Source organism: Micromonospora sp. DT63, from assembly GCF_049841615.1.
Lineage (GTDB): Bacteria > Actinomycetota > Actinomycetes > Mycobacteriales > Micromonosporaceae > Micromonospora.
In genome coordinates this window covers 1,241,029-1,264,913 of record NZ_JBNCKQ010000001.1, presented here as the reverse complement: position 1 = coordinate 1,264,913, position 23,885 = coordinate 1,241,029, and the positions used below count along the sequence as shown (strand labels likewise).

19 protein-coding genes are annotated in these 23,885 nt (G+C 71.1%); 10 read left to right on the top strand and 9 right to left on the bottom strand.

Annotation, left to right across the window (positions count from 1 at the left end; translation table 11 throughout):
* Positions 1-17 precede the first annotated feature (17 nt).
* Together ACLQ27_RS05700 and ACLQ27_RS05695 are read right to left on the bottom strand one after the other, a co-directional pair.
* Positions 18-680, bottom strand: coding sequence for a response regulator (locus ACLQ27_RS05700; protein ID WP_234581198.1), 663 nt, complete (start codon positions 678-680; stop codon positions 18-20).
* Positions 677-1,804: a sensor histidine kinase gene (locus ACLQ27_RS05695; protein WP_357492736.1), complete on the bottom strand. Its 1,128-nt coding sequence runs from the start codon at positions 1,802-1,804 to the stop codon at positions 677-679. The genes ACLQ27_RS05700 and ACLQ27_RS05695 overlap by 4 nt, the downstream gene beginning before the upstream one ends.
* A 143-nt stretch (positions 1,805-1,947) precedes the next feature.
* On the opposite strand from ACLQ27_RS05695, the gene ACLQ27_RS05690 reads away from it, so the two are divergent.
* From ACLQ27_RS05690 to ACLQ27_RS05675, 4 genes are all read left to right on the top strand, one after another.
* On the top strand, positions 1,948-2,937 hold the full coding sequence (locus ACLQ27_RS05690) for a carboxymuconolactone decarboxylase family protein (RefSeq protein WP_357492734.1): 990 nt from the start codon (positions 1,948-1,950) through the stop codon (positions 2,935-2,937).
* A 9-nt stretch (positions 2,938-2,946) separates the two neighbouring features.
* Positions 2,947-3,399 (top strand): DUF6220 domain-containing protein, encoded by a 453-nt coding sequence (locus tag ACLQ27_RS05685; protein ID WP_425865840.1) that lies wholly within the window; start codon positions 2,947-2,949, stop codon positions 3,397-3,399.
* Positions 3,396-5,135 carry a multicopper oxidase family protein gene (locus ACLQ27_RS05680; protein ID WP_425865839.1) on the top strand — a complete coding sequence of 580 codons (1,740 nt, stop codon included), beginning with the start codon at positions 3,396-3,398 and terminating at the stop codon, positions 5,133-5,135. Before ACLQ27_RS05685 ends, ACLQ27_RS05680 begins: the two co-directional genes overlap by 4 nt.
* Before the next feature lie 88 nt (positions 5,136-5,223).
* Positions 5,224-5,643 (top strand): VOC family protein, encoded by a 420-nt coding sequence (locus tag ACLQ27_RS05675; protein WP_357492728.1) that lies wholly within the window; start codon positions 5,224-5,226, stop codon positions 5,641-5,643.
* Between the two features lie 99 nt (positions 5,644-5,742).
* Here ACLQ27_RS05675 and ACLQ27_RS05670 read toward each other — a convergent pair whose 3' ends face one another.
* Positions 5,743-6,783, bottom strand: a complete 1,041-nt coding sequence (locus ACLQ27_RS05670) for a glycoside hydrolase family 11 protein (protein WP_357492726.1) — start codon at positions 6,781-6,783, stop codon at positions 5,743-5,745.
* Between the two features lie 442 nt (positions 6,784-7,225).
* Here ACLQ27_RS05670 and ACLQ27_RS05665 point away from each other — a divergent pair, with 442 nt between their 5' ends.
* A complete protein-coding gene (locus ACLQ27_RS05665; RefSeq protein WP_357574169.1) occupies positions 7,226-7,654 on the top strand; it encodes a Fur family transcriptional regulator in 429 nt (142 codons plus the stop codon).
* Positions 7,655-7,677: 23 nt separating this feature from the next.
* A complete protein-coding gene (gene katG / locus ACLQ27_RS05660; RefSeq protein WP_357492722.1) occupies positions 7,678-9,954 on the top strand; it encodes a catalase/peroxidase HPI in 2,277 nt (758 codons plus the stop codon).
* Positions 9,955-10,039: 85 nt separating this feature from the next.
* Here the strand turns inward: katG and ACLQ27_RS05655 are convergent, their stop codons facing one another.
* Positions 10,040-10,750, bottom strand: coding sequence for a DNA alkylation repair protein (locus tag ACLQ27_RS05655; RefSeq protein WP_425865838.1), 711 nt, complete (start codon positions 10,748-10,750; stop codon positions 10,040-10,042).
* Between the two features lie 155 nt (positions 10,751-10,905).
* Here ACLQ27_RS05655 and ACLQ27_RS05650 point away from each other — a divergent pair, with 155 nt between their 5' ends.
* Positions 10,906-11,520, top strand: a complete 615-nt coding sequence (locus ACLQ27_RS05650) for a dihydrofolate reductase family protein (RefSeq protein ID WP_357492718.1) — start codon at positions 10,906-10,908, stop codon at positions 11,518-11,520.
* Between the two features lie 126 nt (positions 11,521-11,646).
* Here ACLQ27_RS05650 and ACLQ27_RS05645 read toward each other — a convergent pair whose 3' ends face one another.
* Positions 11,647-13,035 (bottom strand): extracellular catalytic domain type 1 short-chain-length polyhydroxyalkanoate depolymerase, encoded by a 1,389-nt coding sequence (locus tag ACLQ27_RS05645; RefSeq protein ID WP_357492716.1) that lies wholly within the window; start codon positions 13,033-13,035, stop codon positions 11,647-11,649.
* 282 nt (positions 13,036-13,317) lie between these two features.
* Between ACLQ27_RS05645 and ACLQ27_RS05640 the strand changes: the two genes are divergently transcribed.
* Together ACLQ27_RS05640 and ACLQ27_RS05635 are read left to right on the top strand one after the other, a co-directional pair.
* Positions 13,318-14,331: a PaaX family transcriptional regulator C-terminal domain-containing protein gene (locus tag ACLQ27_RS05640; RefSeq protein ID WP_425865837.1), complete on the top strand. Its 1,014-nt coding sequence runs from the start codon at positions 13,318-13,320 to the stop codon at positions 14,329-14,331.
* Positions 14,332-14,407: 76 nt separating this feature from the next.
* The gene (locus ACLQ27_RS05635) at positions 14,408-15,226 is read left to right on the top strand and encodes an SAM-dependent methyltransferase (protein WP_357574166.1); all 819 of its coding nucleotides are present in this window, start codon (positions 14,408-14,410) and stop codon (positions 15,224-15,226) included.
* Between the two features lie 28 nt (positions 15,227-15,254).
* Here the strand turns inward: ACLQ27_RS05635 and ACLQ27_RS05630 are convergent, their stop codons facing one another.
* The 4 genes from ACLQ27_RS05630 to ACLQ27_RS05615 form a co-directional block, all read right to left on the bottom strand.
* Positions 15,255-15,626, bottom strand: coding sequence for an ArsR/SmtB family transcription factor (locus ACLQ27_RS05630; RefSeq protein ID WP_007461709.1), 372 nt, complete (start codon positions 15,624-15,626; stop codon positions 15,255-15,257).
* Between the two features lie 159 nt (positions 15,627-15,785).
* Positions 15,786-17,828: a copper resistance protein CopC gene (locus tag ACLQ27_RS05625; RefSeq protein ID WP_425865836.1), complete on the bottom strand. Its 2,043-nt coding sequence runs from the start codon at positions 17,826-17,828 to the stop codon at positions 15,786-15,788.
* A 171-nt stretch (positions 17,829-17,999) separates the two neighbouring features.
* Entirely contained in the window at positions 18,000-19,502 is a 1,503-nt protein-coding gene (locus ACLQ27_RS05620) for an FAD-binding oxidoreductase (RefSeq protein ID WP_357574164.1), read from the bottom strand.
* Positions 19,503-19,715: 213 nt separating this feature from the next.
* Complete coding sequence (locus ACLQ27_RS05615; RefSeq protein WP_234581226.1) at positions 19,716-20,762, bottom strand: polysaccharide deacetylase family protein; 1,047 nt, start codon at positions 20,760-20,762, stop codon at positions 19,716-19,718.
* 878 nt (positions 20,763-21,640) lie between these two features.
* Between ACLQ27_RS05615 and ACLQ27_RS05610 the strand changes: the two genes are divergently transcribed.
* A complete protein-coding gene (locus ACLQ27_RS05610) occupies positions 21,641-23,707 on the top strand; it encodes a PQQ-dependent sugar dehydrogenase (protein WP_425865835.1) in 2,067 nt (688 codons plus the stop codon).
* Positions 23,708-23,885 lie beyond the last annotated feature (178 nt).

The following is a 23,885-nucleotide window of genomic DNA, read 5'->3' as shown; positions in this document are numbered from 1 at the left end:
CCGCCGGGACGGCACGGTCACCGGCGGCGTGGCGTGATCAGTCCCGACTCGTACGCCCACACGACCAGCTGGGCCCGGTCACGGCAGTGCAGCTTCGTCATCGCCCGGTTCACGTGGGTCTTGGCGGTCAACGGGCTGATCACCATCCGCACGGCGATCTCGTCGTTGGTCATCCCTCGGGCGACGAGCTCGACGATCTCCTGTTCGCGGGCGGTCAGCACGTCCCGGCCCGCACCCGGTACGGCCGGCGGCGGGCCGGCCACGAACTCGCTGATCAGCGTACGGGTCACGGTCGGGGCGAGCAGCGCGTCGCCGCGCGCCACGACGGCGACGGCCTGCAGCAGGTCGGCGGGGTCGGCGTCCTTGAGCAGGAAACCGCTGGCGCCCGCTCGCAGGGCGGCGAAGACGTAGGAGTCGAGCCCGTAGTTGGTGAGGATGAGGATCCGGATCGCGGCCAGGTCGGGATCCACGGCGATGCGTCGGGTCGCCTCGATGCCGTCGAGCCCCGGCATCTGCACGTCCATCAGTACGACGTCGGGGCGCAGGCGTCGCGCGAGGTGCACGGCCGACGTGCCGTCGGTGGCCTCGCCGACGACCTCCAGGTCGTCCTCGGCCTCCAACAGCGCCCGGAAACCGGCTCGCATCAGCGCCTGGTCGTCGGCGAGCAGGACCCGGATCATGCCGGCTCGTCCAGGGGGAACGTGGCCCGCACCGTGAACCCGTGGTCGTCGCGGGCGGCGGCCTCCAGTGTGCCGCCCAGTCCGGTGACCCGTTCCCGCATACCGCGCAGTCCCACCCCCGGTGTCGGGGGTCGTGCCGGCGACGCCCGCCCGTCGTCGGTGACCGCCACGGTCAGCCCGGCCGGGGCGTACTCGACGTGAATGTGCGCGGACGCCGGGCCGGCATGGCGGGCCACATTGGTCAGGGCCTCCTGCACGACCCGGTAGCCGGCCTGGTCGACCTCGTCGGGCAGGCTCCGGGGCCGACCGCTGACGGTGACCTGGACCGGCACGCCGACCGCCCGGGTCCGCTCGGCGAGTTCGTCCACCCGGGCCAGCCCGACCCGGTCGTCGTCGGGCGCGCGCAGGATGTCGAGGGTGGTGCGTAGTTCCCGCATCGCGGCGCCACTGGCCTCCTGGATCGCCAGCAGCGTGGCCGACGGTTCCTCGCCGTGCTTACGGGCCAGGTGCACGGCGATCCCCGCCTGCACCTTGATCACCGAGATGCTGTGGGTCAGGGAGTCGTGCAGGTCGCGGGCGATGCGCAGCCGCTCCTCCCCGGCCCGCCGCAACGCCATCTCCTCGCGGGTGCGCTCGGCCTCGATGGCCCGCTGTTCGACCTGCTCCAGGTACGCCCGGCGTTGCCGACCGACGAGCCCGGCGACGTTGGCCGCCACGAACCATCCCAGCAGCAGCGCCGTCCGCTCGACGATCAGCTGGTTGGGGCGGTCGGCGGGCGCCACCGAGAAGTCGCGGGCCAGAAAGCCACCGAGGAAGGCGAGGCTGGCCACGGCGGCGGCCGCCCGGCGACCCCGCCAGGCGGCGAGGTAGACCACACCGAGAACGGGGAACGCGGCGGACACCCCGGAATGCACCCGGACGTGCACGGCCAGCATGGCGGCGGTCACCACGCCCAGCGCGACCACCGGGTACCGCCGGCACACCGCGAGGGCCGCCGCCATGGCCAGGACCAGGGCGACGTCGAGGGCCCCGACCGTCGCGGCGTCGGGCGCGAGCGCGGCGTTGCCGAGCAGCAGGCCGCCGAGGGCGAGACCACTGAGGGCGTACGGCAGGTCGCGGCGCATGGTCGCACTGTAGAACGGCAGTCGTCCGGGGAGCATCCCGCGCACGCGGTAGATCAGCCGTACCACGGACGCGGTATCGCGCCGGAGCAAGTGTCTGCGGCGGCACGACGTTTTCCCAGCCCGCCGCGGCGAGCATCGACCTCATGACATACCGCTTCTTCACCCCCGTTCCCACGAAGGCGGTCACCGGCCGCACCGCGGAGGTCTACCAGCAGTCGCGTGAGGACTTCCTCGGGCCACTGCCCACCTTCCAGGTGCTCTCGGCCGTGCCGGAGGTGCTGGCCGCGACCTGGTCACTGCTGCGCGAGGCCCTGCTCGCCGGGGACGCGTCCCGGGTCGAGCGCGAACTCGTCGCGGCGGCCGTGTCCCGAGCCAACCGCTGTCAGTTCTGCATCGACGCCCACGTGCTGCTGCTGCACGCCCTGGGCGAGCACTCGCTGGCCGAGGTGGTCGCCCGGGGCGGGACGCCAGCCGACCCGAGGCACGCCGAACTCGCCCGCTGGGCCCAGGCCAGCCGCAGCCCCCGGGCCGCCGACTGGCGCAGCCCGTACGGCCCGGAGGTCACCGGCACCCTGCTCGCCTTCCACTTCATCAACCGGATCGTCTCGGCGCTGCTCGACCCCGACCTGCTCCCCGGCGGCCTGCAACGCGCACCGCTGGTGCGTTCGGTCGGGGGCCGCCTGTACGCCAGGGCCGCCCGGGAGCCGAGGGAACCCGGACGCAGCCTGCCGCTCCTCGATGCCGGTCCGACGCCGCCGCCGGCCTGGGCGGGGGACAGCCCGGTCGGTGTCGCCTACGCCTCGTTGCGAACCGCCGCCACCCGGGGCGGGGACCTGCTGGGCGACGTGGCCCGCCAGACCGTGACGGCAACCGTGCGCTGGGAGGACGGGCGGTTCCCGGCCCGGCCCGCCGACTGGGCCGTCGACCTCGTCCGGGACGTGCCGGGCCGGGACCGCATCGGAACCCGGATCGCGTTGCTGGCGGCGTTCGCGCCCAGCTCGATAAGCGTGGGGGACGTCGCCCTCTGGCGGCTGTCGCACCCCGCCGACGCCGACCTCGTCCGGCTGGTCGCGTACGGCGCGATCACCGCCACCGACCACGTCGCCCAGGCCCTGGCCTCGGCGCACCTCTAGGAGCCCACCATGCGTAAGGCATTCGTCGTCAGCGCCGCACTCCTGCTCGTCGCGTTCGCCGTCCAGTTCGTCTTCGCCGCCGTCGGCGCGTTCACGAAGCCCGGGGGCGACGGCGCGTACGCCCTGCACAGCGCCAACGGCATGGCGGTGATCCCCGTCCTCACAGTGCTCACCGCCCTGTTCGCCGCGTTGTCGAGGGCGCCGGGCCGACTCGTCGGACTGGCGATCCTGCCGTTGGGCCTCGTCGTCGTGCAGGCGCTGCTCGCCATGCTCGCCAACGGCTCCACCGACGCCGCCGGCGTCAGCACCGTGCTCGGCCTGACCATCGGTGGGTTGCACGCGATCAACGGCATCGTCGCGGTGCACGTCGTGGTCGGCGTCCTGCGGGGAGCGCGGAGGCTGGGCGGTCCGACGCCGCTGGGCGACATCCGCGCGGCCGTCCGGGAGCAGGAGCCGGCATGACCACCGGCTCGCTGCTCGTGGCGGACCTCGTGCTCGCCGTTCTCACCGCCGCCGGATGGCTGGGCGGCGGCGCCGCGGCGGCCGCCCGACGCCGTCCGCTCGCCCTCGGGCTGGCCGCCCTCGCGCTGCTCGCCACGCTCGGCCGTGCCCTCACGGTGATCGCGCTCGCCCGCGCCGGCTGGTGGTTCGCCGCGGAGAAGGTCCTCGTCGCCGCGCCCCTGTCGCTCGCCGCGGTGATCGTCGCCGGGCCGCGGCTGCTGCGGGCCGCGGGCGACATCAGGTCCGTCGCGGTCCCGCTCCTCTTCGCCGGGTACGCCGTGAGCGGCGCCCTGCTCGTGACGATCCTGCACGGCTATCCGGCGTCGACGTCGACGGGGTTGCTCGCGGTCGCCGGGATCGGCTCGGCGACGGCGGTCACGTGGCGTTTTCTCGACGCGCGCCCGTCCCGGACGGTGTCCCGCGCGGCCACCGTGGTGACGGTCGCTGCCCTGCTGGCCGGAACCGGGCTGGCCGTCGCACCGGACACCGCGACCGCCGTACCGCATGATCATGGCTATCCGCAGATCCGGACCACCGACGAACCCACTCGGCGGTTCACCCTGACGGCCGGGACGGCCACGGTGAACGTGGGTGGCCGCGACGTAGCGGCATGGGCGTTCAACGCGCAGGTACCCGGGCCGGAGTTGACCGCCACCGTCGGCGACGTCGTGGAGGTGACGCTGCGCAACCGGGACATCGGACGGGGCGTCACACTGCACTGGCACGGGTACGACGTGCCGAACAGTCAGGACGGGGTGCCCGGCGTGACGCAGGCAGCGGTGCTGCCCGGCCAGGAGTTCGTCTACCGGTTCCGTGCCGATCAGGCCGGGACGTACTGGTACCACACCCACGCGGTGTCCGACGTCGGTGTGCGGATGGGCCTCTACGGCGTCCTGGTGGTGCGCCCGGGGCCGACGACCGGCCTCGACGTCACCGTGCCGGTGCACACCCTGGCGGGTCGTCCACTTCCCGCGGCGAGAGTGGAGCGGGTCGAGGCCGGTGTGCCGGTACGGCTGCGTCTGATCAACACCGACAACACGACGCACCGCTACGCCCTGGCCGGGACCGCCTTCCAGGTGGCCGCGATCGACGGCTTCGATCTGCGGGGTCCGACGCCGCTCGTGGACACCGCGGTGCTGATCCCGGCCGGGGGCCGCTACGACCTGGTGTTCACCGCGCAGGCCACCCCGGTGGCGCTGTTCGTCGACGGACGGGTGGTCTGGTCCACCGGGGAGGTGTCGACGGCGACCGGCGGGTGGCCCGTCCTGGACCCGCTCACCTACGGCGTGCCGGCTCCGGCGCCGTGGACCGGGTTCGACCGGGAGTTCACCCTCGTCCTCGATCGTGGTCTCGACCTGCACGGACTGCTCCCGCGATACGCCCACACCGTGAACGGCGCGGCCGATCCGGACATCCCGCCGCAGGTCGTGCACCGCGGCGACGTCGTCCGCTTCACGATCGTCAACCGGTCGCAGACCGTGCACCCGTGGCATCTGCACGGCCACCACGTCCTCGTGCTGTCCCGTACCGGCTCGCCGGCGATCGGAAGTCCGCTGTGGCTGGACTCGTTCGACGTCCGGCCGGGTGAGGTGTGGGAGGTGGCGTTCCGGGCCGACAACCCGGGGATGTGGGCCAACCACTGCCACAACCTGGGGCACGCCGACGCCGGGATGACGCTGCACCTGATGTACTCGTGATCTCCCGTACGGTTCCCGGTTTCGGCCCCACCCTGGCGGGAACCCCGTCGCCGCCCGTGCAGCGGAGGCAGGCGACGAGGAGGCGGCTATGACGCTGGCCAACCCGGCTCCGGACTATTTCGAGCCCGAAGACGGCATGTTCCTGGCGACCCTGCTCATCGTCCGGGACATCGATCGGTCGCGCGAATACTACGAGCGCGTGTTCGGGGCGACGTGCGTCCACGACGCGAACCCGCTGATCATGAAGTTCTTCAACAGCTACATCATTATCAACGTCGAGGGCGGCCCGACTGACGACAAGCCGACGGTCCAGGCCAAGGCCCCGACGGACTCCAACACCCTGAGCTGCGCGATGAACGTCCGCGTCCGGGACATCCGCACGCTCTACGCCGAATGGAAGGCCCGGGGCGCGGATTTCCTCACCGAGCCGAAGGACCACGGCACCGAGATCCGTTGTTACCTCCGCGACCCCGACGGCTATCTGGTGGAGATCGGCCAGGGGCTCTAGTCGCGAGTCCCATCGCCGGCCGCCGGATCGGACAGGCGCAGCACCCGGCCCCGTCGCGTGGCGGCGGGGCCGGGTGTCGGTGCGCGGAGTCGGTCGGGATCAGCTGGTTCCGCAGGTGACAGTCGGCCAGTTCCAGTTGCCGTTGGCCATGACCGTTATGCCGAAGTTGTTGCCGTTGCCGTTCGGCCTGGCGGTGACGGTTCCGCTGGTGCCGCTGACGGAGGCGTTCCAGCTGTTCTGAATGCTCTGGCCGCCGCCGAGACCGAGTCGGACGACCCAGTTGTTGGTGCCGCTGACCGCGACGTTGAGATTGAAGCGGTCGCCCCACTGCTGACCGGCGGAGAGCGTCGCGTTGCAGGTGCCGTTCCCGGGGTTACCGGTGGTGGGTCCGGAGGTGGGCCCGGAGGTCGGGTTGCCGCCGCCGCCCTCCTGGACGGTGACGTCGGAGCTGCCGCTGCTCTGGTAACCCTCGGTGGCCATGATCTGGTAGCTGTGGTTGGTGCCGAGGTTCAGGCCGGCGCGGGCCCAGGCGTCGAAGTGGTTGGCGGTGGTGATGGTGCCACTCGAGCGCTTGTTCTGACGGACGCTCCAGTACTGGTAGAACGTCTGGTTTCCGTCGATCGACGGAGCGTTGACCCGCTGGCTGCGCAGGATGTCGTAGGTGCCGCCGTCAGTGGTCACCGTGCCCAGTCGCTGGGCGCCGCTGCTCGGGTTGTAGCTGCCGAAGTTCTCCACCACGTAGTACTCGATGAGCGGGTTGCGCGTCCATCCGTACAGGGCGAGGTAGGTGTTGTTGTTCCCCGGGTTGTAGTTGGCCGAGTAGCTGACCGTCCGCCGCGAGCCGGTGGCCCAGCCCTTGCCGCCGACCCAGTTGTTGGTGCTGCGGTCCCAGCTGCTGGAGTACCGGCCGTTTTCGCGCAGCGTCATGCTGGCGTTGCCGCCGTCCTTCCAGAAGGAGAAGTAGTAGCCGTTGTGCGTGCCGGTCAGGCTCGAGGTGAGCGTCCGGTCGGCCTCGGCGTACGCGTTGGTCGCCGTCACCGTGCCGGCGACGGCCAGGACGGCGGCGCACGCGGCGCCCAGGAGAAGCCGGATGCGGCCGCGCCTCCCTCGCCTGGTGGGGGTGTGGCTGGTGTCGGTCATGTGGGTGGTTCCTCCTCGTAACGGCCACGGCGTGGTGCCGCGTGGTGGTGGTTGGCCGGTCGTCCTGCACGACGACCGGAGGAGTGGGCCGTGGTGGCTGGTGCTGACGGTGATTGAACGTCGTCGATGGCGACCGTATTAACCCGGTCGTCGACTTGTCAACAATTTCCGGAAACGCCGTGGCAACGTCGCGCTGGCCTCCCGCAGCGGAGGGGGCGCGCGTCGAGGCAGGTCAGTAGTCAATCAGAGTTCGGTATCGTCATACGAATGTCGGCGCTGGCGACGGCCGCCCCGGTCGGAAGCCCCCGAAATTTCCGAAGACTTTCCGGACCTTGGCCAGCGGGAGCGCGGGAAGTGGGTCCCGGAGAGGTTGCCGCCACTTCCGCGTGCCGGATCGGGTGAAACTTGATCCGTTCCAAAAAAGTGAGCTAGTGTTCGTCGGGTGATGCCCGACTTCGAGGCGCAACTGCGAGCCGCCTCGCTGCGCGTGACCCGGCCCCGGCTGGCGGTGCTCGCGGCCCTGCGCGACCACCCCCACGTCGGCACCGACGCGGTGATCGCGCTGGTGCGGGCGGAGCATCCCACCGTGTCCCACCAGGCCGTGTACGACGTACTGCGTGTGCTCACCGACGCCGGCCTGGTCCGCCGGATCCAGCCCGCCGGTGCCACCGCCCGCTACGAGTCCCGGATCGCGGACAACCACCACCATGTCGTGTGCCGCTCCTGCGGCGCCATCGCCGACGTCGAGTGCGCCGTCGGTCACGCACCCTGTCTCACCGCCTCGAACGACCACGGCTTCGTGGTCGACGAGGCGGAGGTCGTCTACTGGGGCACCTGCCCCGGTTGCGCGACCGCCCGCACCTCCCAGTGATCCGCCAGTTCGGAAGGAAGTACATGAGCGACACCCAGGACAACCGCCCCGCCAGCGCGCAGGGCGTGGACGAGAAGGCCGCAGCAGGCTGCCCGGTCGCGCACGACTCGGTGACCGCGCACGGCAGCGAGAGCGAGAACCCGGCGATCGACTCGCCGACCCCGAAGACCGGTGGTCGTCCGCGCACCAACCGGGACTGGTGGCCCAACCAGCTCGACCTCTCGGTCCTGCACGCCCACTCGTCCAAGGGCAACCCGCTGGGTGCGAACTTCTCCTACGCCAAGGAGTTCGCCAAGCTCGACGTCGAGGCCCTCAAGCGCGACATCGTCGAGGTCCTCACCACCTCGCAGGACTGGTGGCCGGCCGACTTCGGCCACTACGGCGGTCTGATGATCCGGATGAGCTGGCACGCCGCCGGCACGTACCGCATCGAGGACGGCCGCGGTGGCGCCGGTGACGGCGGTCAGCGTTTCGCCCCGCTCAACAGCTGGCCCGACAACGCCAACCTGGACAAGGCCCGCCGGCTGCTCTGGCCGGTCAAGCAGAAGTACGGCCAGAAGATCTCCTGGGCCGACCTGATCGTGCTCGCCGGCAACGTCGCCCTGGAGTCGATGGGCTTCAAGACCTTCGGCTTCGGCTTCGGTCGCGAGGACGTGTGGGAGCCCGAGGAGATCTTCTGGGGTCCGGAGGACACCTGGCTCGGCGACGAGCGGTACTCCTCGGAGAAGGAGATGGCGGCCGGCGTCGGTTCGACGGAGATGGGCCTCATCTACGTCAACCCGGAGGGCCCCCGCGGCAACGCAGACCCGATGGCGGCCGCCCACTTCATCCGGGAGACCTTCCGCCGGATGGCGATGAACGACGAGGAGACCGTCGCCCTCATCGCCGGCGGCCACACCTTTGGCAAGGCCCACGGCGCCGGTGTCGCCGACGGGCACGTCGGCGCGGAGCCCGAGGGCGCCCCGCTGGAGGCGCAGGGCCTCGGTTGGCTGAGCACCCACGGCAGTGGCAAGGGCGCCGACACGATCACCAGCGGTCTCGAGGTGACGTGGACCGACGTCCCGACGCAGTGGAGCAACCGCTTCTTCGAGATCCTCTTTGGCTACGAGTGGGAACTCACCACCAGCCCGGGCGGCGCGAAGCAGTGGGTCGCCAAGGACGCCGAGGCGATCATTCCGGACCCCTTCGATCCGGCGAAGAAGCACAAGCCGACGATGCTCACGACCGACCTGTCGCTGCGCGTCGACCCGGCGTACGAGAAGATCTCGCGTCGCTTCCTGGAGAACCCCGACCAGTTCGCGCTGGCCTTCGCCAAGGCGTGGTACAAGCTGCTGCACCGCGACATGGGCCCGATCGAGCGCTTCCTCGGACCGTGGGTGGCCGAGCCGCAGCTCTGGCAGGACCCGGTGCCGGCCGTCGACCACGAGCTGGTGGGTGACGCCGACATCGCCGCGCTCAAGGCGAAGGTTCTCGAGTCCGGTCTCACGATCGATCAGCTGGTCTCCACCGCCTGGGCGTCCGCCGCGAGCTTCCGGTACACCGACAAGCGCGGTGGCGCCAACGGCGCGCGGATCCGCCTCGAGCCGCAGCGCAACTGGGAGGTCAACCAGCCCGAGCAGCTCGCGTCGGTGCTGAGCACTCTGGAGGGCATCCAGCAGGAGTTCAACGCCGCAGGTGGGGCGAAGATCTCGCTGGCCGACCTGATCGTGCTGGCCGGCTCGGCCGCGGTCGAGAAGGCGTCGCGCGACGCGGGTGTCGAGGTGACCGTGCCGTTCCGGCCGGGCCGCACCGACGCCACCCAGGAGCAGACCGACGTCGAGTCCTTCCGGGTCATGGAGCCGCGCGCCGACGGGTTCCGCAACTACCTGCGCCCGGGTGAGAAGACCCAGCCGGAGGTGCTGCTCGTCGACCGTGCCTACATGCTGAACCTGACCGCGCCCGAGATGACCGTCCTCGTCGGCGGTCTGCGGTCGCTCGGCGCCAACACCGGCGGCAGCCAGCACGGCGTCCTCACCGACCGGCCCGGTGTGCTCACCAACGACTTCTTCGCCAACCTGCTCTCCCCGGGCACCCGGTGGAGCGCGTCGAAGTCCGACGAGCACGTGTACGAGATCCGGGACCTGGCCACCGACGAGGTGAAGTGGACCGCCACCGCGGTCGACCTCATCTTCGGCTCCAACTCCCAGCTGCGGGCCCTCGCCGAGGTCTACGCCAGCCAGGACGCGCGCGACAAGTTCGTGCAGGACTTCGTCGCGGCCTGGACGAAGGTCATGGAGCTCGACCGGTTCGACCTCGCCTGATCCTGCGTCACCGACGAGCCCCGGCCGATCCGTCAGCGATCGACCGGGGCTCGTCCGCGTCCTGCCGCCGACCGCCTGACGTCCGTCAGTCCAGCCCGGACAGGTACTCGCTGCGTCGCTGCGGCTCGAACTTCTCGATCGCGTACCGCAGCATGACGCGCGGCATGACCCGGTGGTGCCGGGCCAGGAACTCCTCCTCGGCCGCCCGGTCGCGGTTGCCCACCTCGCGCAGCATCCAGCCCACCGCCTTGCGGACCAGATCGTGCGGGTCGTGCAGGAGCCGTTCACCCAGGCGAAACGTCCAGTCGAAGTCACCGACCCTGATGAAGGCGAAGGTCGCCATGATGGCGAGGCGCCGGTCCCACACCAGGTCCGACGCGGCCAGGCGATCCAGGACGCTCCGGTCCTTGTCGATCAGCCACGGCCCGAGGATGTACGGGGCGGACGAGTCCACCAGGTCCCAGTTGTTGACGCGGTCCGTGTTGTCCAGCAGGAGACGGACGACGCGGCCCCGTTCCTCCTCGTCGCCCCGGCTGAACTTGCGGACCAGAACGAACAGCGACGTCAACCTCTCCTCGTGCACGTCGCCCGTCAGCAGCTCCGCCGTGTCGGTCAGGGAGAGATCGCGCCAGTACCGGGCAACGACCCGCCGCTGGTCTGGTACGGAAACGCCGATCGCGCGGTCGCCCTCGCCGTAGCCGCCGGGGACCAGCTGGAGGAGCCGGCTCCATCCGGCCGCCCGGGCCGGGTCGGCGAGGCGCGCGAGGTCGTGGCGGACGTCGGTGGGCGTGGCCATGTCTGGGCAACCTACCGGGCGCGTCCGACAGTTCGGTCGTGTTCGGTGGCGTTCCGTCCGCGGCGCGCGGTGCGAGAGGCCGGTGAGTGTCCGACCAGTTTGGGATGCTGTGGCCGTCTCTCTGCCGACAGCACCTGATCTGAAGGAGCACTGCGATGGCGAAGGTCATCTCCACGCTGTTCATCTCGGCCGACGGCGTGGCCGAGATCGACCCCGACTGGCACTTCCCGTACTTCGACGACAACATGGGCCGCGCCGTCACCGAGGACTACGACACGTCCGACGTGCTGCTCATCGGCCGGGTGACCTACGACAGCTTCGCCGGAGCCTGGCCCGACCGGGAGGCGGCGGGTGGCGAGGACGCCGGGTTCGCCAAGCAGCTCGGGGACGTGCGCAAGGTCGTCGTGTCCCGCCAGCCGCTGGAGTTCTCCTGGCGCAACTCGGAGCTCGTCGACGGCGATCTCCCGGCGGCCGTCGCCGCGCTCAAGGCCGACGCCGGGATCAAGGGCATCCTCATTCCCGGGTCGATCTCCGTGGTGCAGCAGCTCCTCGCCGCCGGGCTGGTCGACGAGCTGCGCCTGCTGGTGCACCCGGTGGCGGCGCGCAAGGGCCGCAGGCTGTTCGACGACGGTGACACCCCGTACCACCTGCGGGTGACGGCGACCGAGGTGTTCCCGACGGGCGTGCTCCGCGTGATCTACGCCCCGACCGACGCGCCCGGCGCGGTCGGCTACGACGAGGTCAAGGACCAGGTGCCCGCAGGAAACTAGGCGACCCGGCCGCCCACCTGGTCGGCCGCCCGACGCCTGGTCCGAGCCGGCCCCGTCGCTGCGCGCGACGGGGCCGGCCCGATCTCGTCCGGGCTCGGACAGCTCAGCCCTGGTGGAGGTCCGCGATCAGGCGATCGTGCAGGTCGCGCCGTTGAGTGTGAACGAGCTCGGTCGGGCGGTGTTGCCGGTGTGCGTGGCCTGGAAGCCGATCGTGACCGATCCGTTCGGCGGGATGCTGGCGTTGTAGGCGACGTTCCGGGCCGTCACCTGGCCGGACGTGGGGGAGTAGGTCGCGTTCCAGCCCGAGGTGATGCTCTGCCCGCCGGGCAGGGTGAACACGAGCGACCAGCCGTTGACGGCGCTGGCACCGGTGTTGGTGATGGTGAAGTTCTCGGTCAGGCCGGTGTTCCAGGCGTTGACGGCGACGCTCACCCGGCACGCGCCGGAACCCGGCGGCGGCGTGGTCGGGTTCGGGGGCGGCGTGGTCGGGTTGGGTGGCGGCGTCGTGGGGTTCGGGGGCGGCGTGGTCGGGTTGGGTGGCGGCGTGGTCGGGTTTGGCGGCGGTGTGGTCGGGTTCGGCGGGGCGGTCAGGCCGAAGAAGGCGACGGCGGCAGCGGCCATGCCGGCGGAGGGCAGGCTGTGCCCGGCCCCCTGGATGCTGTACGCCTCGACCTGAACGGTCCCGCTCGCGTCGGCGTACCGACGCCGGTTCCAGCCGGATTGCGGTGTGTCGGTGGAGGTGGGTGTCTGGCTGAGCCCGAACACGTTGGTCCACTGCTCGATCGTCTCCTGCAGCAGCGAGTACGGCACGAGGGTGTCGCTGGTGCCGTGCCACAACTGCACACGCGGGCGGGGGCCGGAGTAGCCGGGGTACGCCTGACGGACCGCGTCACCCCACTGTTGCGGGGTGCGGTTCATGTTCCCGCCGGTGCACTGGCTGCTCCCCGGTGGATAGTCCGCCGCGTTGGCGAAGCAGTTGTAGGGGACTCCCATGAACGCCGCGCCGGCCTTGAACACGTCGGGATACAGCGCCAGCATGTGGTTGGTCATCATGCCGCCGGACGAGCTGCCGGTGGCGTACACCCGGTCGGGGTCGCCGCCGTACTGCTGCTGGGCGTAGCGGATCATCGAGATGATCGACACGGGGTCGCTGCCGCCGCCGCGGCGCTTGGCGGCGTCCGACCAGGTGTCGAAGCAGTTGCCGAACCCGGCCTGCTGGGTCGCGGTCGGGTAGATCACGATGAAGCCGTACCGGTCGGCCTGGGCGGCGAACTCGCTGCCGGAGTAGAAGCCGGGGCCCGATCCTCCGCAGCCGTGCATGGCGACCACGATCGCGGGCCTGGTCGGGCGGGTGTCGGGCACGTAGACGTGCATGCGCATTCCGCCGGGGTTGTCGCCGAAGCTGGTCACCTCGGTGAGGGATGCGGCGTACGCGGGCTGGAGGGCGGGTGCCACCAGGCCGGCCGCTGCCAGCGACGTGACCAGGCCGAGCAGCAGTTTTCTTCGGATCTTCACGGGGACGACTCCTTCGATCACCTGTGCGGGTTGCGTGTGGTCGCGCGGCGGTCACGGGTGCGCCCGACTGCCCGTGGTGATCGCGCCTCGCCCACTACGTGTGCTTGCCCTGTGCCCGGCTCTGTGCGGCGTCGCGTTGCAGATAGTGTTCCTCGCGGTCGTCGAAGTGTCAATCGACGTACCTCAATTGCACGAGTGGTGGTGACCGCCGCGGCGGTCCCGGCGGCACGGACCGTCCGTCTACAGTCGGTGCACCGTCCCTGAGTCGAGCCGGGAGCGCCTGTGGCAAGCCCCTTCACCATCGAGGAGATCTATCCCGACGACGGGGACGACCCGCCGCGGCTGCCCCGGCGACAGGCCGGCAGCTCGCCGCAGGATCTCGCGGTGACCCTGCTGGCCGACTACACCCTGCGCAACCGCGCGCGGATCCCGTCCGCCGCCCTCGTCGCGCTGCTCGCCGAGGCCGGGGTGAGCACTGCCGGCGCTCGCGCCGCGATCAGCCGCCTGGCCCGTCGGGGTGTGCTGGAGGGCAGCCGGGAGGGGCGGCGCAGCTCCTACCGGATCAGCCGCGCCGCCGCCGCGAACCTGTCCAGCGGCGGCAGATGGATCCTGGCCGCCACCACCGAGGTCACGACGTGGGACGGATGCTGGACCATCGTCGCCTTCTCCCTGCCGCAGGATCACAGCACCCAGCGACGGGCCCTGCGGGGCCAGCTCCGCTGGCTCGGGTACGCGCCGTTGTACGACGGTCTGTGGATCTCGCCGTACGAACTGAGCGCGCAGGGCAGGGCCCAGCTCACCCGATTCACCCTCGGCGCCGTCACGGTGTTTCGCGGGCGGCAGGCCGCGCTCGACGTGATCGGCCAGCGCGCTCCCATCGACGCCTGGGACATCGAGGCGATCGGACGGCACTACGAGGAGTTCCTGCGGCGCTGGACGCCCCTGGTGCCGGTGCTGCGATCCGGAGCCGTCGACGGCGCGGCGGCGGTACGGGCGCGTACCGAGGTCATGGATACCTTCCGGCGGTTTCCCACCCTCGACCCCCGGTTGCCGCTGGAGCTGCTGCCGCCCGGCTGGCTCCGGCAGCCGGCCCGGGAGCTGTTCGAAGCCGTCTACGACGGCCTCGCCGAACCGGCCGCGCGCCACGTCCGGTCGGTCGTCGCGCGGTTCGCCGACGGCGCGCAGCCCGGCATCCAGGCGCACACCACCGCCGACCTGCTCGCCGGTGTCTGCGGCGCGGACCCGGCTCCGGACCGGGGCGGCACGTCGGCGCCGGTCGAGAGCTGCGCGACCTGAACGGGGGCTGACGGGGTCTCCCCACCGGCGGCCAGGTGTGTACCTTGTGGAGAACGCGCAGCACTGGGGAGGCCGGATGACGTCACGCGGTGCAGACCTTTCGGCGACCGACCGGATCGACACCTCCGTCGCGCACCCTGCCCGCCGGTACAACTACTTGTTGGGTGGCAAGGACAACTTCGCCGCCGACCGGGAGTCCGGCGACGCGCTCGCGGCCGCGATGCCCACCATCCGGCTCTCCGCCGTGGAGAACCGGATGTTCCTGCAACGCGCGGTGCGCTTCCTGGCGCGGCACGGCGTCCGGCAGTTCCTGGACATCGGGACCGGCATCCCGACCGCCGACAACACCCACGAGGTTGCCCAGGGCATCGACCCGTCGGCACGGGTGGTGTACGTCGACAACGACCCGATCGTCCTGGCCCACGCCCGCGCGCTGTTGTCCAGCACGCCCGAGGGGCGGACGGCCTACCTCGACGCCGACCTGCGCGAGCCGGAGACGATCCTCGCCCACCCCGATCTGCGCACGACACTGGACCTGACCCGGCCCGTCGCGCTGATGTTGGTGGCCATCCTGCACTTCATCCGCGACGACGAGGACCCCAAGGGCATCCTCGATCGGCTCATCGCGGCGCTGCCGTCCGGCAGCTACGTGGTCGCCTCGCACGTGACCTGGGAATACCTGCCGCCCGCCGTCACCGCCCAGCTCGAAGCCAACAACCGCGACGGCCGGTTCCAGGCCCGGAGCACCGAGCAGTTCGCGGCCCTTCTCGACGGGCTGGAGCTCGTCGAGCCGGGCATCGTGTCGGTGGCGCGCTGGCACGCCGACGACGCGCCGCAGCCGCGCCCGTCCGTAGAGGACGTGTCGTTCAACGCCGCCGTCGCCCGGGTCCGGTGACGACGACCGCCACCGGCGCCGCGGTCGCTCAGCGAGTCTTCTTCGTCGGCCGCTTGCGGGGCGGCGTCAGCAGGTCGGCGATCGCCGCGATCGCCGACGGCACGATGCGGTAATACGCCCACACGCCGCGCTTCTCGCGCTCGATCAGGCCGGCCTCGGTGAGAATCCGCAGGTGATGGCTCACGGTCGGCTGAGAGAGGTTGAGCGGCGCGGTGAGGTCGGTGACCGAGGCCTCGCCCTCCGGGGCGGCCTGGATCAGGCTGAGCAGCCGCAGGCGGGCCGGATCGGCGAACGCCTTCAGCACCCCCGCGAGCCGCTCGGCATCCGCGCGTTTGATCGGCTCACCGGCAAGCGGCGAAATGGCAGGCATGGCAGTCTCGGCAGTTCCCACGACAGCCATCGTTCCACCAACCTGGGGAACAGAGCGGCGGAACCGGACAAATCCCCGAGCGGATGCTGTGCTCATCACGACACCATCGACGCGTGTCGTGGCCGACGCGCCCTCGGTGGGCTCACCGGAGGGCGTCCTCCGTCGAACCGGGGCCGCGTGGGCCAGCCGTCAGGGCAGGTTGATCGTGTACTCGGCGGTCTGGACCTTCCCGTCGACCTGGAAGTCGAAGAAGGCCCGGTACCGGCCGGCGCTGGGGACGGTCAGCCAGAACGTGACAGCGCCGTCGACCAGCTCCTGCTCCGGGTGGACGTGCACGTACCCGAGGTCACCCTCGCGGACGACGACCAGGTGCCCGTACGCGCCCAGGTACCGCTGCGGCTGGACCGGCCCGGCGGCGTCGGTGCGCGTGAGCTGGAATCGCACCGGCGCGGTCACCCCGGCGGTGGGCGTCCCGGTCATCGACACCGTGAACGGTCCGGCCGTCGCCTGCGCCTGGGTCGGTGGCAACGCGGCCGGGGAGTACGCGCCCGGCACGTGGTGGTCGACGCCCAGCACGAGGGGCACCTGTCGACCGTCGGGGGCGTTGACGGAGAAGTCGGCGAAGACGCGGTAGCCACCCGGTCGGGCCAGTGTCAGGGGGACGCTCCAGGTGCCGTCGGACGCCATCGTCGGGTGCAGGTGCTGGTAGCCGCCGAGGTCGCGCCCCACCACGATCAGGTGCAACGGCTTCTCGTGTACGACGGCGAAACGCGTCGCCGGCTGCCGGTCGGTCCCGACGATCCGGAACCGGTAGTCCGCGCGTACGCCGGGCGGCTGGGTCCGCTCCAGGGGCTGCAACGTGTAACCGCCCGCACTGACCGTCGTCCCGGTCGCCAGCGTCTCACCCGCGCCGACGTCCCCCGGATGCGAGTGCGGCCCCGTCCCGGGCGCGTGGTCGTGCCCGTTCCCGGCCGACAGGGCCTCCCCGGCGCCGGTCGGCGCCCCGCCGGCGGCCCCGGGCCGACGGGCGTTGCCGGCCGGCGACGCGTCGCCGGCGCCGATGCGGGCGAGCCCGAAGCCGGCCAGCAGAGCCACCACCAGCCCGCCGACGAGCAGCGCCAGGTGGGTGTTGGTCAGTCGTGACCCGCGTACCCCGGTGCCGTCCTGCGCCTCGGGCCGCGACCGGTCGGCGGGCGACGCGTCCTCGGGCGTGGCCAGGGCCTGCGCGGACGGCGCCGGCGCGGACTCGACCACTACCGGACCTCGCGCGCTGGAGCGCGCGCCGCTTCTCTGCGCCGGGGGTACGGCGGCGCTGCGCTGCCTGCCACCTGCCGCGCGACCGCCGCCCGTGGTCGCCGGGCTCCTGCCGGCGGTCGCCGCGTTCCTGCCGGCGGTCGCCGTGCTCTTGGCGCCGACGGGCTTGCGTGCCGAGGGGGCGACGCGACCGCCCCGGCCGGCGGGAGCCTTCGACGTGCGGACCCGGCCAGGCGATCCACCCGCGGGCGACGAGCGACGACGCCAGAGGACGAATCCCGCCACCGCCGCCAGGACCGCGACCGCCCCACCGACCCCGAGCAACGCGCCCGGGCCGCTTCGCTCCTGCGGGCGTGCGGCGGGCGCCGCAGGCGTCGTGCCGGGCGAGCCGGCGGGCGCCGCCGAGGCCACCGGCTGCTGCCCCGTGGAGGCGTGCTGGTCGATGGCCGCCAGAAGCGCGGGGTCGGGCTGCTGGGTCGGCGGTTGCCAACCCTGCGGAGCCTTGGTCGCCCGGCCGGTGTAGCGGAACGTCATCGTGCCGCGCACCGCGTCACCGTCGGAGGCCACCGACAGGTAGCTCACCGAGTACTGGCCGGCGGCGGGAAGGTGCGCGACCGACACCACCGCCGGAAAGCCTGTCGTGTACTCGCGTGGCTGGAACTGGCCGTCGACCAGGAAGTACTCCCGCACCGGCTTGGTCAGCGGCTTCGGCTCCCCGTACGTCCAGCCGTTGTCGACGCGGACGCCGTTCGGCGCGGTGACCGTGAAGTAGGCGTTGGCGCCGACCTTCTCCGTGAAGTACAGCGCCACCGACGTCAACGGCCCCGGCACCGTGGCGCCGCTCTCGGGAGTGGACATCGCGAACGTCCCGTGAGCTGCGGCGGGCTGAGCGGACGCGAGAAGGGTGACCGCCGTGGCGAGGGCGAGCGCGAGCACGCCCGCGACCAGCCGGCCGAGACTCTGGGGGAGACGACGCATCTGAATATCCTCACCGGGGTGAGGCTTTCTTCACAAGGAGCTGATCTTTTTTCGCGGACGGCAAAAGTTGCGCTCGCTCCGGTCGGCACACTCCGCCGGTGGCCACGACCGTCGCCGCGCGCCACGACCCCGGACCACGCCCACGCCCACGCGTGGCCCGGGGCCGTCGCTTCAGCAGGTCGCGGGTGGAATGCTCTGCTCGTACTGGAAGACGTTGTGCGGGTCGTACTTCGCCTTGACCTTGCGCAGTCGGTAGAAGTTGGACCCCCAGTAGGCCGACTCCCACTCGGCCATCCCGATGTTCGGCACGTTGACGTAGGCGCCGTCGACGTACGGCCGCAGGGCCTGGCTGAACTCGGCGATCCAGGTCTGGGCGATCGGGGTGAGGGCGTCGCCGCTGTCCGGCTCCCCGCGCGTGCCCCAGCCGACGCCCGGCTCGGAGTAGAAGAGCGCGTCGCGGTGCGGGAACGCGGACCCGCCACGGGGCTCGTGCGCCTGGGCCCCGCGGCCGAACGCCTGGAGGAAGAAGTTGCTGTCGTCCGTGGGTGCCTTGTCCATGAAGGCCCGGACCACACCTATCGCCTTCTTCGGGAACGGCCGGTTGGAGAACTGCGAGAAGAACTTCCAGTTGGCGGGCTCGTCCTCGGTCGGGATCTGGAAGCCCGCGTAGATCTCGCCCCAGCCCCCGGTCTGTACGGTGACCTCGGGGCTGCCGATCGAGAGGATCGGCTCCAGCAACTCCCTCGCCTCGGCCTCCGGACCGTCGGCGAGCACCGCGAACAGCAGGATCTGGGACTTGTGGATCTCGACCTGGGTCCCGAGGCGGTAGTCGGTGAACGGAGCGATGCGCTGCCAGGTGTCGAAGATTTCCTCCAGGTCGCCCAGGCCGTCCCAGGTCGCCTGGACGTAGGCGACGCTGTGCAGCGGCGTCACCCGGTAGGTGAGTGAGGTGACGATCCCGAAGTTCCCGTTGCCCGCGCCGCGCAGGGCCCAGAGCAGGTCCTCGTGGTTGTGCAGGTCCACCTCGATCGCCTTCGCGCCGTTGGTGCCCCACGCGACCACGATCTCCGCCCCGATCAGGCTGTCGCAGGCCATCCCGAGGTAGCGGGTGAGGAAGCCGAGACCGCCGCCGAGGGTCGCGCCGGACAGGCCCACGCTGCCCTCCGTCCCGGTGGTCACCGCGAGGTCGTGCTCACCGAGCGCGGTGACCGCCTCCAGTTGGTTGAGCCCGGCGCCCACCCGCGCGGTGCGGCTTGCGTAGTCGATGTCTGTCGACTTCAGCTCGCTCACGTCGATCACGATGCCGTTGTCGACGTTCGACCAGCCCTCCAGGCTGTGCCGGCCACTGCGCACCCGCAGCGCGACGTCGTTCTGCCGCGCCCAGGTCAGGGCGTTGACCACGTCCTGGGTGTTCTGGGCGAAGACGATGACCAGCGGGTAGCGGACGAACAGCTCGTCCCAGCCGAGGCTCGCGTTCGCGTAGCCGGGATCCTGCGGGCGGACGATGCGGCCGGTCAGCTCCGCCGGCGGGCACTCCGCGGTGGAAGACGGACCCGGGCCGCCGTCGGCCGCGAACCCCGGGGTGCCGGCGGCCACGATGCCGGGAAAGACCGCGGCCCCCGCGCCGACGGCCGCCGTCGCCTTGAGTACTTCGCGACGAGATAGGTCGCGCATGGTCCGATCCTCTCGATGTGGGTTCCGCCAGCGATCGACCAGAGTGGTTCTGGCCCGGTGGCACGCAACTCACGCTATTACGGGAGAGTTATTCGGAGATGGGCGTTTTTGTCCGGAAACCCGGTCGGGTGATCGGGACGGGTCGGTTCGTGGTGTGCGGGACGGCTCGGTCCTGCGTGACGTCAGTCGACGCCACGCAGGACCGTCGCGGCGTCAGCCGGCCGTACAGGAGCGGATCTGCGGTCGGGCGCTGCTGTTGCCGTTGAACATCGTGGTGAAGCCGAACGTGTTGCCGCTGCCGTTGGGGCGCACGGTCATGACGTAGCCGCTGCTGTCCCAGGTGGCGTTGCCGTTCCAGATGGTGGAGACCTTCTGCGGCGCGGTGAGGGCGACCACCACCGTCCAGGTGCTGGTGCCGCTGACGGTGACCGAGGTGTTGTACCGGTCACCCCAGACGTTCGGCGTCGTCGCCGTCGCCGTGCAACTGCCGCCGGACGGAGGCGGGGTCGTGCTGCTGGGCGGGGGAGTCGTGCTGCCCGGCGGCGGGGTCGCGCCGTCGGGTGCGACCGCGCGACCGGTGGACGGCGAGATCATGCCGGGGCAGAGGTTGCGGCTGGTCAGGTTGGCCACGATCTGGCCGATGGCGTCCCGGGTGTTCTGGATCCCGTCGTGCATGAGGATGACCTGGCCGGCCTGGAGACGGCTGGCGTTCGACACGATCTGGCTGACGCTCGCGCCGTTCCAGTCCTGTGAGTCGACGTCCCAGATCACCTGCCGCATCCCGAGCGACGAGGCGACCGACTGGAGGGTCGAGTTGGTCTCCCCGTACGGCGGCCGGAACAGCTGCGGCCGGCTGCCGGTCGCGGACTGGATCGCCGAACTCGTCTGGGACAGGTCGGACTGCATCTGGGACTGGCTCATCGACGTCATGTGGGCGTGGCTCCAGCTGTGGTTGCCGACCCACATGCCGGCGGCCACCTGTGCCTGCGCCGCCGACCTGTTGTTCTGCGCGTTCTGCCCGATGTTGAACATCGTGGCCCGTACGCCGTTGGCGCGCAGCACGTTCAGCAGGGCGCTGGTGCTGCCGGTCGGACCGTCGTCGAAGGTGAGCCCGACGTAGCCGTTGCAGGTGGCGGCGCTCGACGGGGTCGCGGTGGCCACGACGACGACGCCGCATGTCGCGACGGCGGTGGCGAGGATGGACAGCACCGCACGGAGTCGCCTCGACCGTACGAGCGTGCCAGCGGAGACAGTGCTCATCTGTGCCCCTTCTACCGGGTCGGACGCGCCCCGGTGTGTGTGGGCGGCACGGTCCGGTCCGGACGTGTGGGTGGTGGGTGGGGAGATCGACCGAAGCTCGCCGGAAGCCGGATCGCATCGACCAGAATGGATCGGAGTATTGCAGCGGGAATTCCGACGCGTCAACAATTTCCGGAACCCCGGCCGGAGTCGTCCGGAGCCGCTCTCGTGCTCGACGTGACCCGGGAACAGCCGGGATGTCGGAGCAATGGCAACCAGGTGTTCGCAAAGGCCGGACCTTTCGGCCTTGATTCAGAGAGTCCGAGAGCGCATGATCCGGAAATCTCCCGGAACTCTCGGCGGAGATCTGACCAATAGATCGCGGCCGTAGCCGAAGCGCCTGTTGTCGGCTGATTGATCAGGGTCCTGGCCAGGTCCGACAGGCCGCGCGGTGGGCGACACTCGCCAGGCGGTTCCGCAATGTTTCCGATAAACGTTGACAGTGCGCCGCCGTGCTACCAATACTTCCGCCATCGACAGACCTTGACGGATGTCGATTCGGTTCGCTCGCGGCGACCTGGTCTGCCGGGCGGCGACGGCAGCCGGCCGCACCTTGGCCAACGGTCTCACGCAGGGCGAGCTGACCGCCGGCCGGATCGCCCCGCACGGCGGGCTGGGGCGGTCCGGCCGCCGGGTCGGATCACCGTCGGCGCCCCGCGCGCCTGTCCCGACCGGCGGCGGCGACCCCGTTGATCGGTTTGTCCCCGATCGAACGACATCGTTTGACATGTGCCGCGAATCCATCTTTGATGGTCGATGTTGCTTCTCGTCGGTCCGGTCGGGCGCTGGGTCGTCCGGCGTGGGGTCGGGCCGTTCGATGCCCCGACCCTGGAGGACGGATGCGAAACTTCGCCCGAGTCAGACCACGACGGCTGGTGCCGGCGTTCGCCGTGGCGGTGCTGCTGTCCGCGGCGGTCGGTGTGCCGGCGTCGGCGGCGGGCCCGTCGACAGTCGTCGGTGTGGCGTCCGGTCGGTGCCTGGACGTGGTGGGCAACTCACGGACACCCGGCGCCGGCATCAACATCTACGACTGCGTCGGCCAGGCCAACCAGGCCTGGACGTTCACCGCGGCCGGCGAGTTGCGGGCGTACGACGCGACGATGTGCCTCGACGTGGTCGGCCAGGACACCAGCGCGCCGGCCGCGCTGCAGATCTACGGCTGCACCGGCGGTGCCAACCAGCGCTGGCGGATCAACGCCGATGGGAGCATCGTCGGTGTCCAGTCCGGGCTCTGCCTGGACGTGAGCGGCGGCGGCACCGCCAACGGCACGACTGTCGGCCTCTGGACCTGCAACGGGCAGGCCAACCAGCGCTGGACGTCATCGCTGGGCAGCACCGACAGTCAGCCGCCCACGCCCCCGGGCAACCCCCGGGTGAGCGGGCTGACCTGCAACTCGGTGACGTTCGCGTGGAACGCCTCGACGGACAACGTCGCGGTGGCGTTCTACGACATCTACCACGACGGCCAGCTCATGACCTCGGTGAGCGGCGGCACCCTGTCGGCCAGCCTCACCGTCGTCCCCGGAGCGACCTGGGGCCTGTACGTCAACGCGCGCGACGCCGCCGGCAACGTGTCGCAGGCCAGTGCCACCGTGACGATCACGCCGCCGCCCTGCCAGGCCGACACCGTGCCGCCGAGCACGCCGACGCAGCTCACCGGCACCGCGTCGGGGACCACTGTGACCCTGCGGTGGACCGCATCGAGCGACAACGTCGGGGTCCGGGCGTACGACGTCTACCGCAATGGCGTGAAGATCGGCACTGTCACGGGCGCCCCGCCGGCCACCACCTTCACCGACAGCGGCCTGGCGGCGAACACCACGTACCAGTACCAGGTCCTCGCTCGCGACGGGCAGGACAACGCCTCGGCGCGCAGCGCCTCCGTCGCGGTGAGCACCGGCGGCGCCTGCGCCAACCCGGTGTGCACGGTGCGGCAGGTCACCACCGACACCGACGTCCCGTGGGGCCTGGTGACGCTGCCGGACGGCACCGTCCTCTACAACCGCCGCGACGCGCACGACATCATCCACCTCAACCCCACCACGGGGACGAAGACCACAGTGGGCACCGTGCCGAACGTGCAGAGCACCGACGGTGAAGGTGGTCTGCTGGGCCTCGCGATCTCGTCGAGCTTCGCCAGCGACCGGTGGCTCTACATCATGCACACCTCGCCGAGCGACAACCGGATCGTCCGGATCAAGATGGAGAACGACCGGCTCACCACCGCCAGCGAACAGGTCCTGCTCAGCGGGATCCGGCGCAACAAGTACCACAACGGCGGTCGGCTGCGCTTCGGCCCGGACGGCAAGCTGTACGCCAGCACCGGCGACGCGCAGAACGGCGCGTACGCCCAGGACCGCTCCAGCCTCGAGGGCAAGATCCTGCGCCTCAACCCGGACGGCGGCGTGCCCTCGGACAACCCGTTCGGCAACTACGTGTGGAGCTACGGTCACCGCAATCCGCAGGGGCTCGCGTTCGACTCGCAGGGCCGCCTGTGGGAGCAGGAGTTCGGCAACTCGATCATGGATGAGACCAACCTGATCACGCGGGGCGGCAACTACGGCTGGCCGGCCTGCGAGGGCACCAGCGGCACCTGCGGCACGGCCGGCTACATCGCGCCGGCCCGCACCTACCCGACCGCCGAGGGCTCCTGCTCCGGCATCGCGATCGTGCGCGACGCGCTCTACGTCGCCTGCGCCCGCGGTACGCGGATGTACCGCGCCGTGATCAGCGGCAGCAGCCTGACGAACGTGCAGACGTACTTCAGTGGCACCTACGGCCGGTTGCGGACGGTGGAGCCGGCGCCCGACGGGGGACTGTGGCTCACCACCACCAACACCGGCGACAAGGACAGCACCCCGAACAACAGCAACGAACGCGTCCTGCACGTCACTCTCGGCGGTTAGCCGGGACGTTCGCCGACGGTCACCGCGCTTCGGCGCGGAGGCCGTCGGCGAGGCCGGGACGCGGTCCCCGCAGCTCTGAGGTTCGACGAGCGTTCACACAACGCTCGTGGCGAGGTCACCGTGCCGGATCGGCTTCCACCTAGCCTCACCAGGGCATCTGCACCCCAAGAGCTGAGGT

What these genes read in the sequence shown, in the direction of transcription:
- ACLQ27_RS05700 (WP_234581198.1), bottom strand. Translation starts at nt 680, where the DNA reads ATGATCCGGGTCCTGCTCGCCGACGACCAGGCGCTGATGCGAGCCGGT.
- ACLQ27_RS05695 (WP_357492736.1), bottom strand. Translation starts at nt 1,804, where the DNA reads ATGCGCCGCGACCTGCCGTACGCCCTCAGTGGTCTCGCCCTCGGCGGC.
- ACLQ27_RS05690 (WP_357492734.1), top strand. Translation starts at nt 1,948, where the DNA reads ATGACATACCGCTTCTTCACCCCCGTTCCCACGAAGGCGGTCACCGGC.
- ACLQ27_RS05685 (WP_425865840.1), top strand. Translation starts at nt 2,947, where the DNA reads ATGCGTAAGGCATTCGTCGTCAGCGCCGCACTCCTGCTCGTCGCGTTC.
- ACLQ27_RS05680 (WP_425865839.1), top strand. Translation starts at nt 3,396, where the DNA reads ATGACCACCGGCTCGCTGCTCGTGGCGGACCTCGTGCTCGCCGTTCTC.
- ACLQ27_RS05675 (WP_357492728.1), top strand. Translation starts at nt 5,224, where the DNA reads ATGACGCTGGCCAACCCGGCTCCGGACTATTTCGAGCCCGAAGACGGC.
- ACLQ27_RS05670 (WP_357492726.1), bottom strand. Translation starts at nt 6,783, where the DNA reads ATGACCGACACCAGCCACACCCCCACCAGGCGAGGGAGGCGCGGCCGC.
- katG (WP_357492722.1), top strand. Translation starts at nt 7,678, where the DNA reads ATGAGCGACACCCAGGACAACCGCCCCGCCAGCGCGCAGGGCGTGGAC.
- ACLQ27_RS05655 (WP_425865838.1), bottom strand. Translation starts at nt 10,750, where the DNA reads ATGGCCACGCCCACCGACGTCCGCCACGACCTCGCGCGCCTCGCCGAC.
- ACLQ27_RS05650 (WP_357492718.1), top strand. Translation starts at nt 10,906, where the DNA reads ATGGCGAAGGTCATCTCCACGCTGTTCATCTCGGCCGACGGCGTGGCC.
- ACLQ27_RS05635 (WP_357574166.1), top strand. Translation starts at nt 14,408, where the DNA reads ATGACGTCACGCGGTGCAGACCTTTCGGCGACCGACCGGATCGACACC.
- ACLQ27_RS05630 (WP_007461709.1), bottom strand. Translation starts at nt 15,626, where the DNA reads ATGGCTGTCGTGGGAACTGCCGAGACTGCCATGCCTGCCATTTCGCCG.
- ACLQ27_RS05625 (WP_425865836.1), bottom strand. Translation starts at nt 17,828, where the DNA reads ATGCGTCGTCTCCCCCAGAGTCTCGGCCGGCTGGTCGCGGGCGTGCTC.
- ACLQ27_RS05620 (WP_357574164.1), bottom strand. Translation starts at nt 19,502, where the DNA reads ATGCGCGACCTATCTCGTCGCGAAGTACTCAAGGCGACGGCGGCCGTC.
- ACLQ27_RS05615 (WP_234581226.1), bottom strand. Translation starts at nt 20,762, where the DNA reads ATGAGCACTGTCTCCGCTGGCACGCTCGTACGGTCGAGGCGACTCCGT.
- ACLQ27_RS05610 (WP_425865835.1), top strand. Translation starts at nt 21,641, where the DNA reads ATGCGAAACTTCGCCCGAGTCAGACCACGACGGCTGGTGCCGGCGTTC.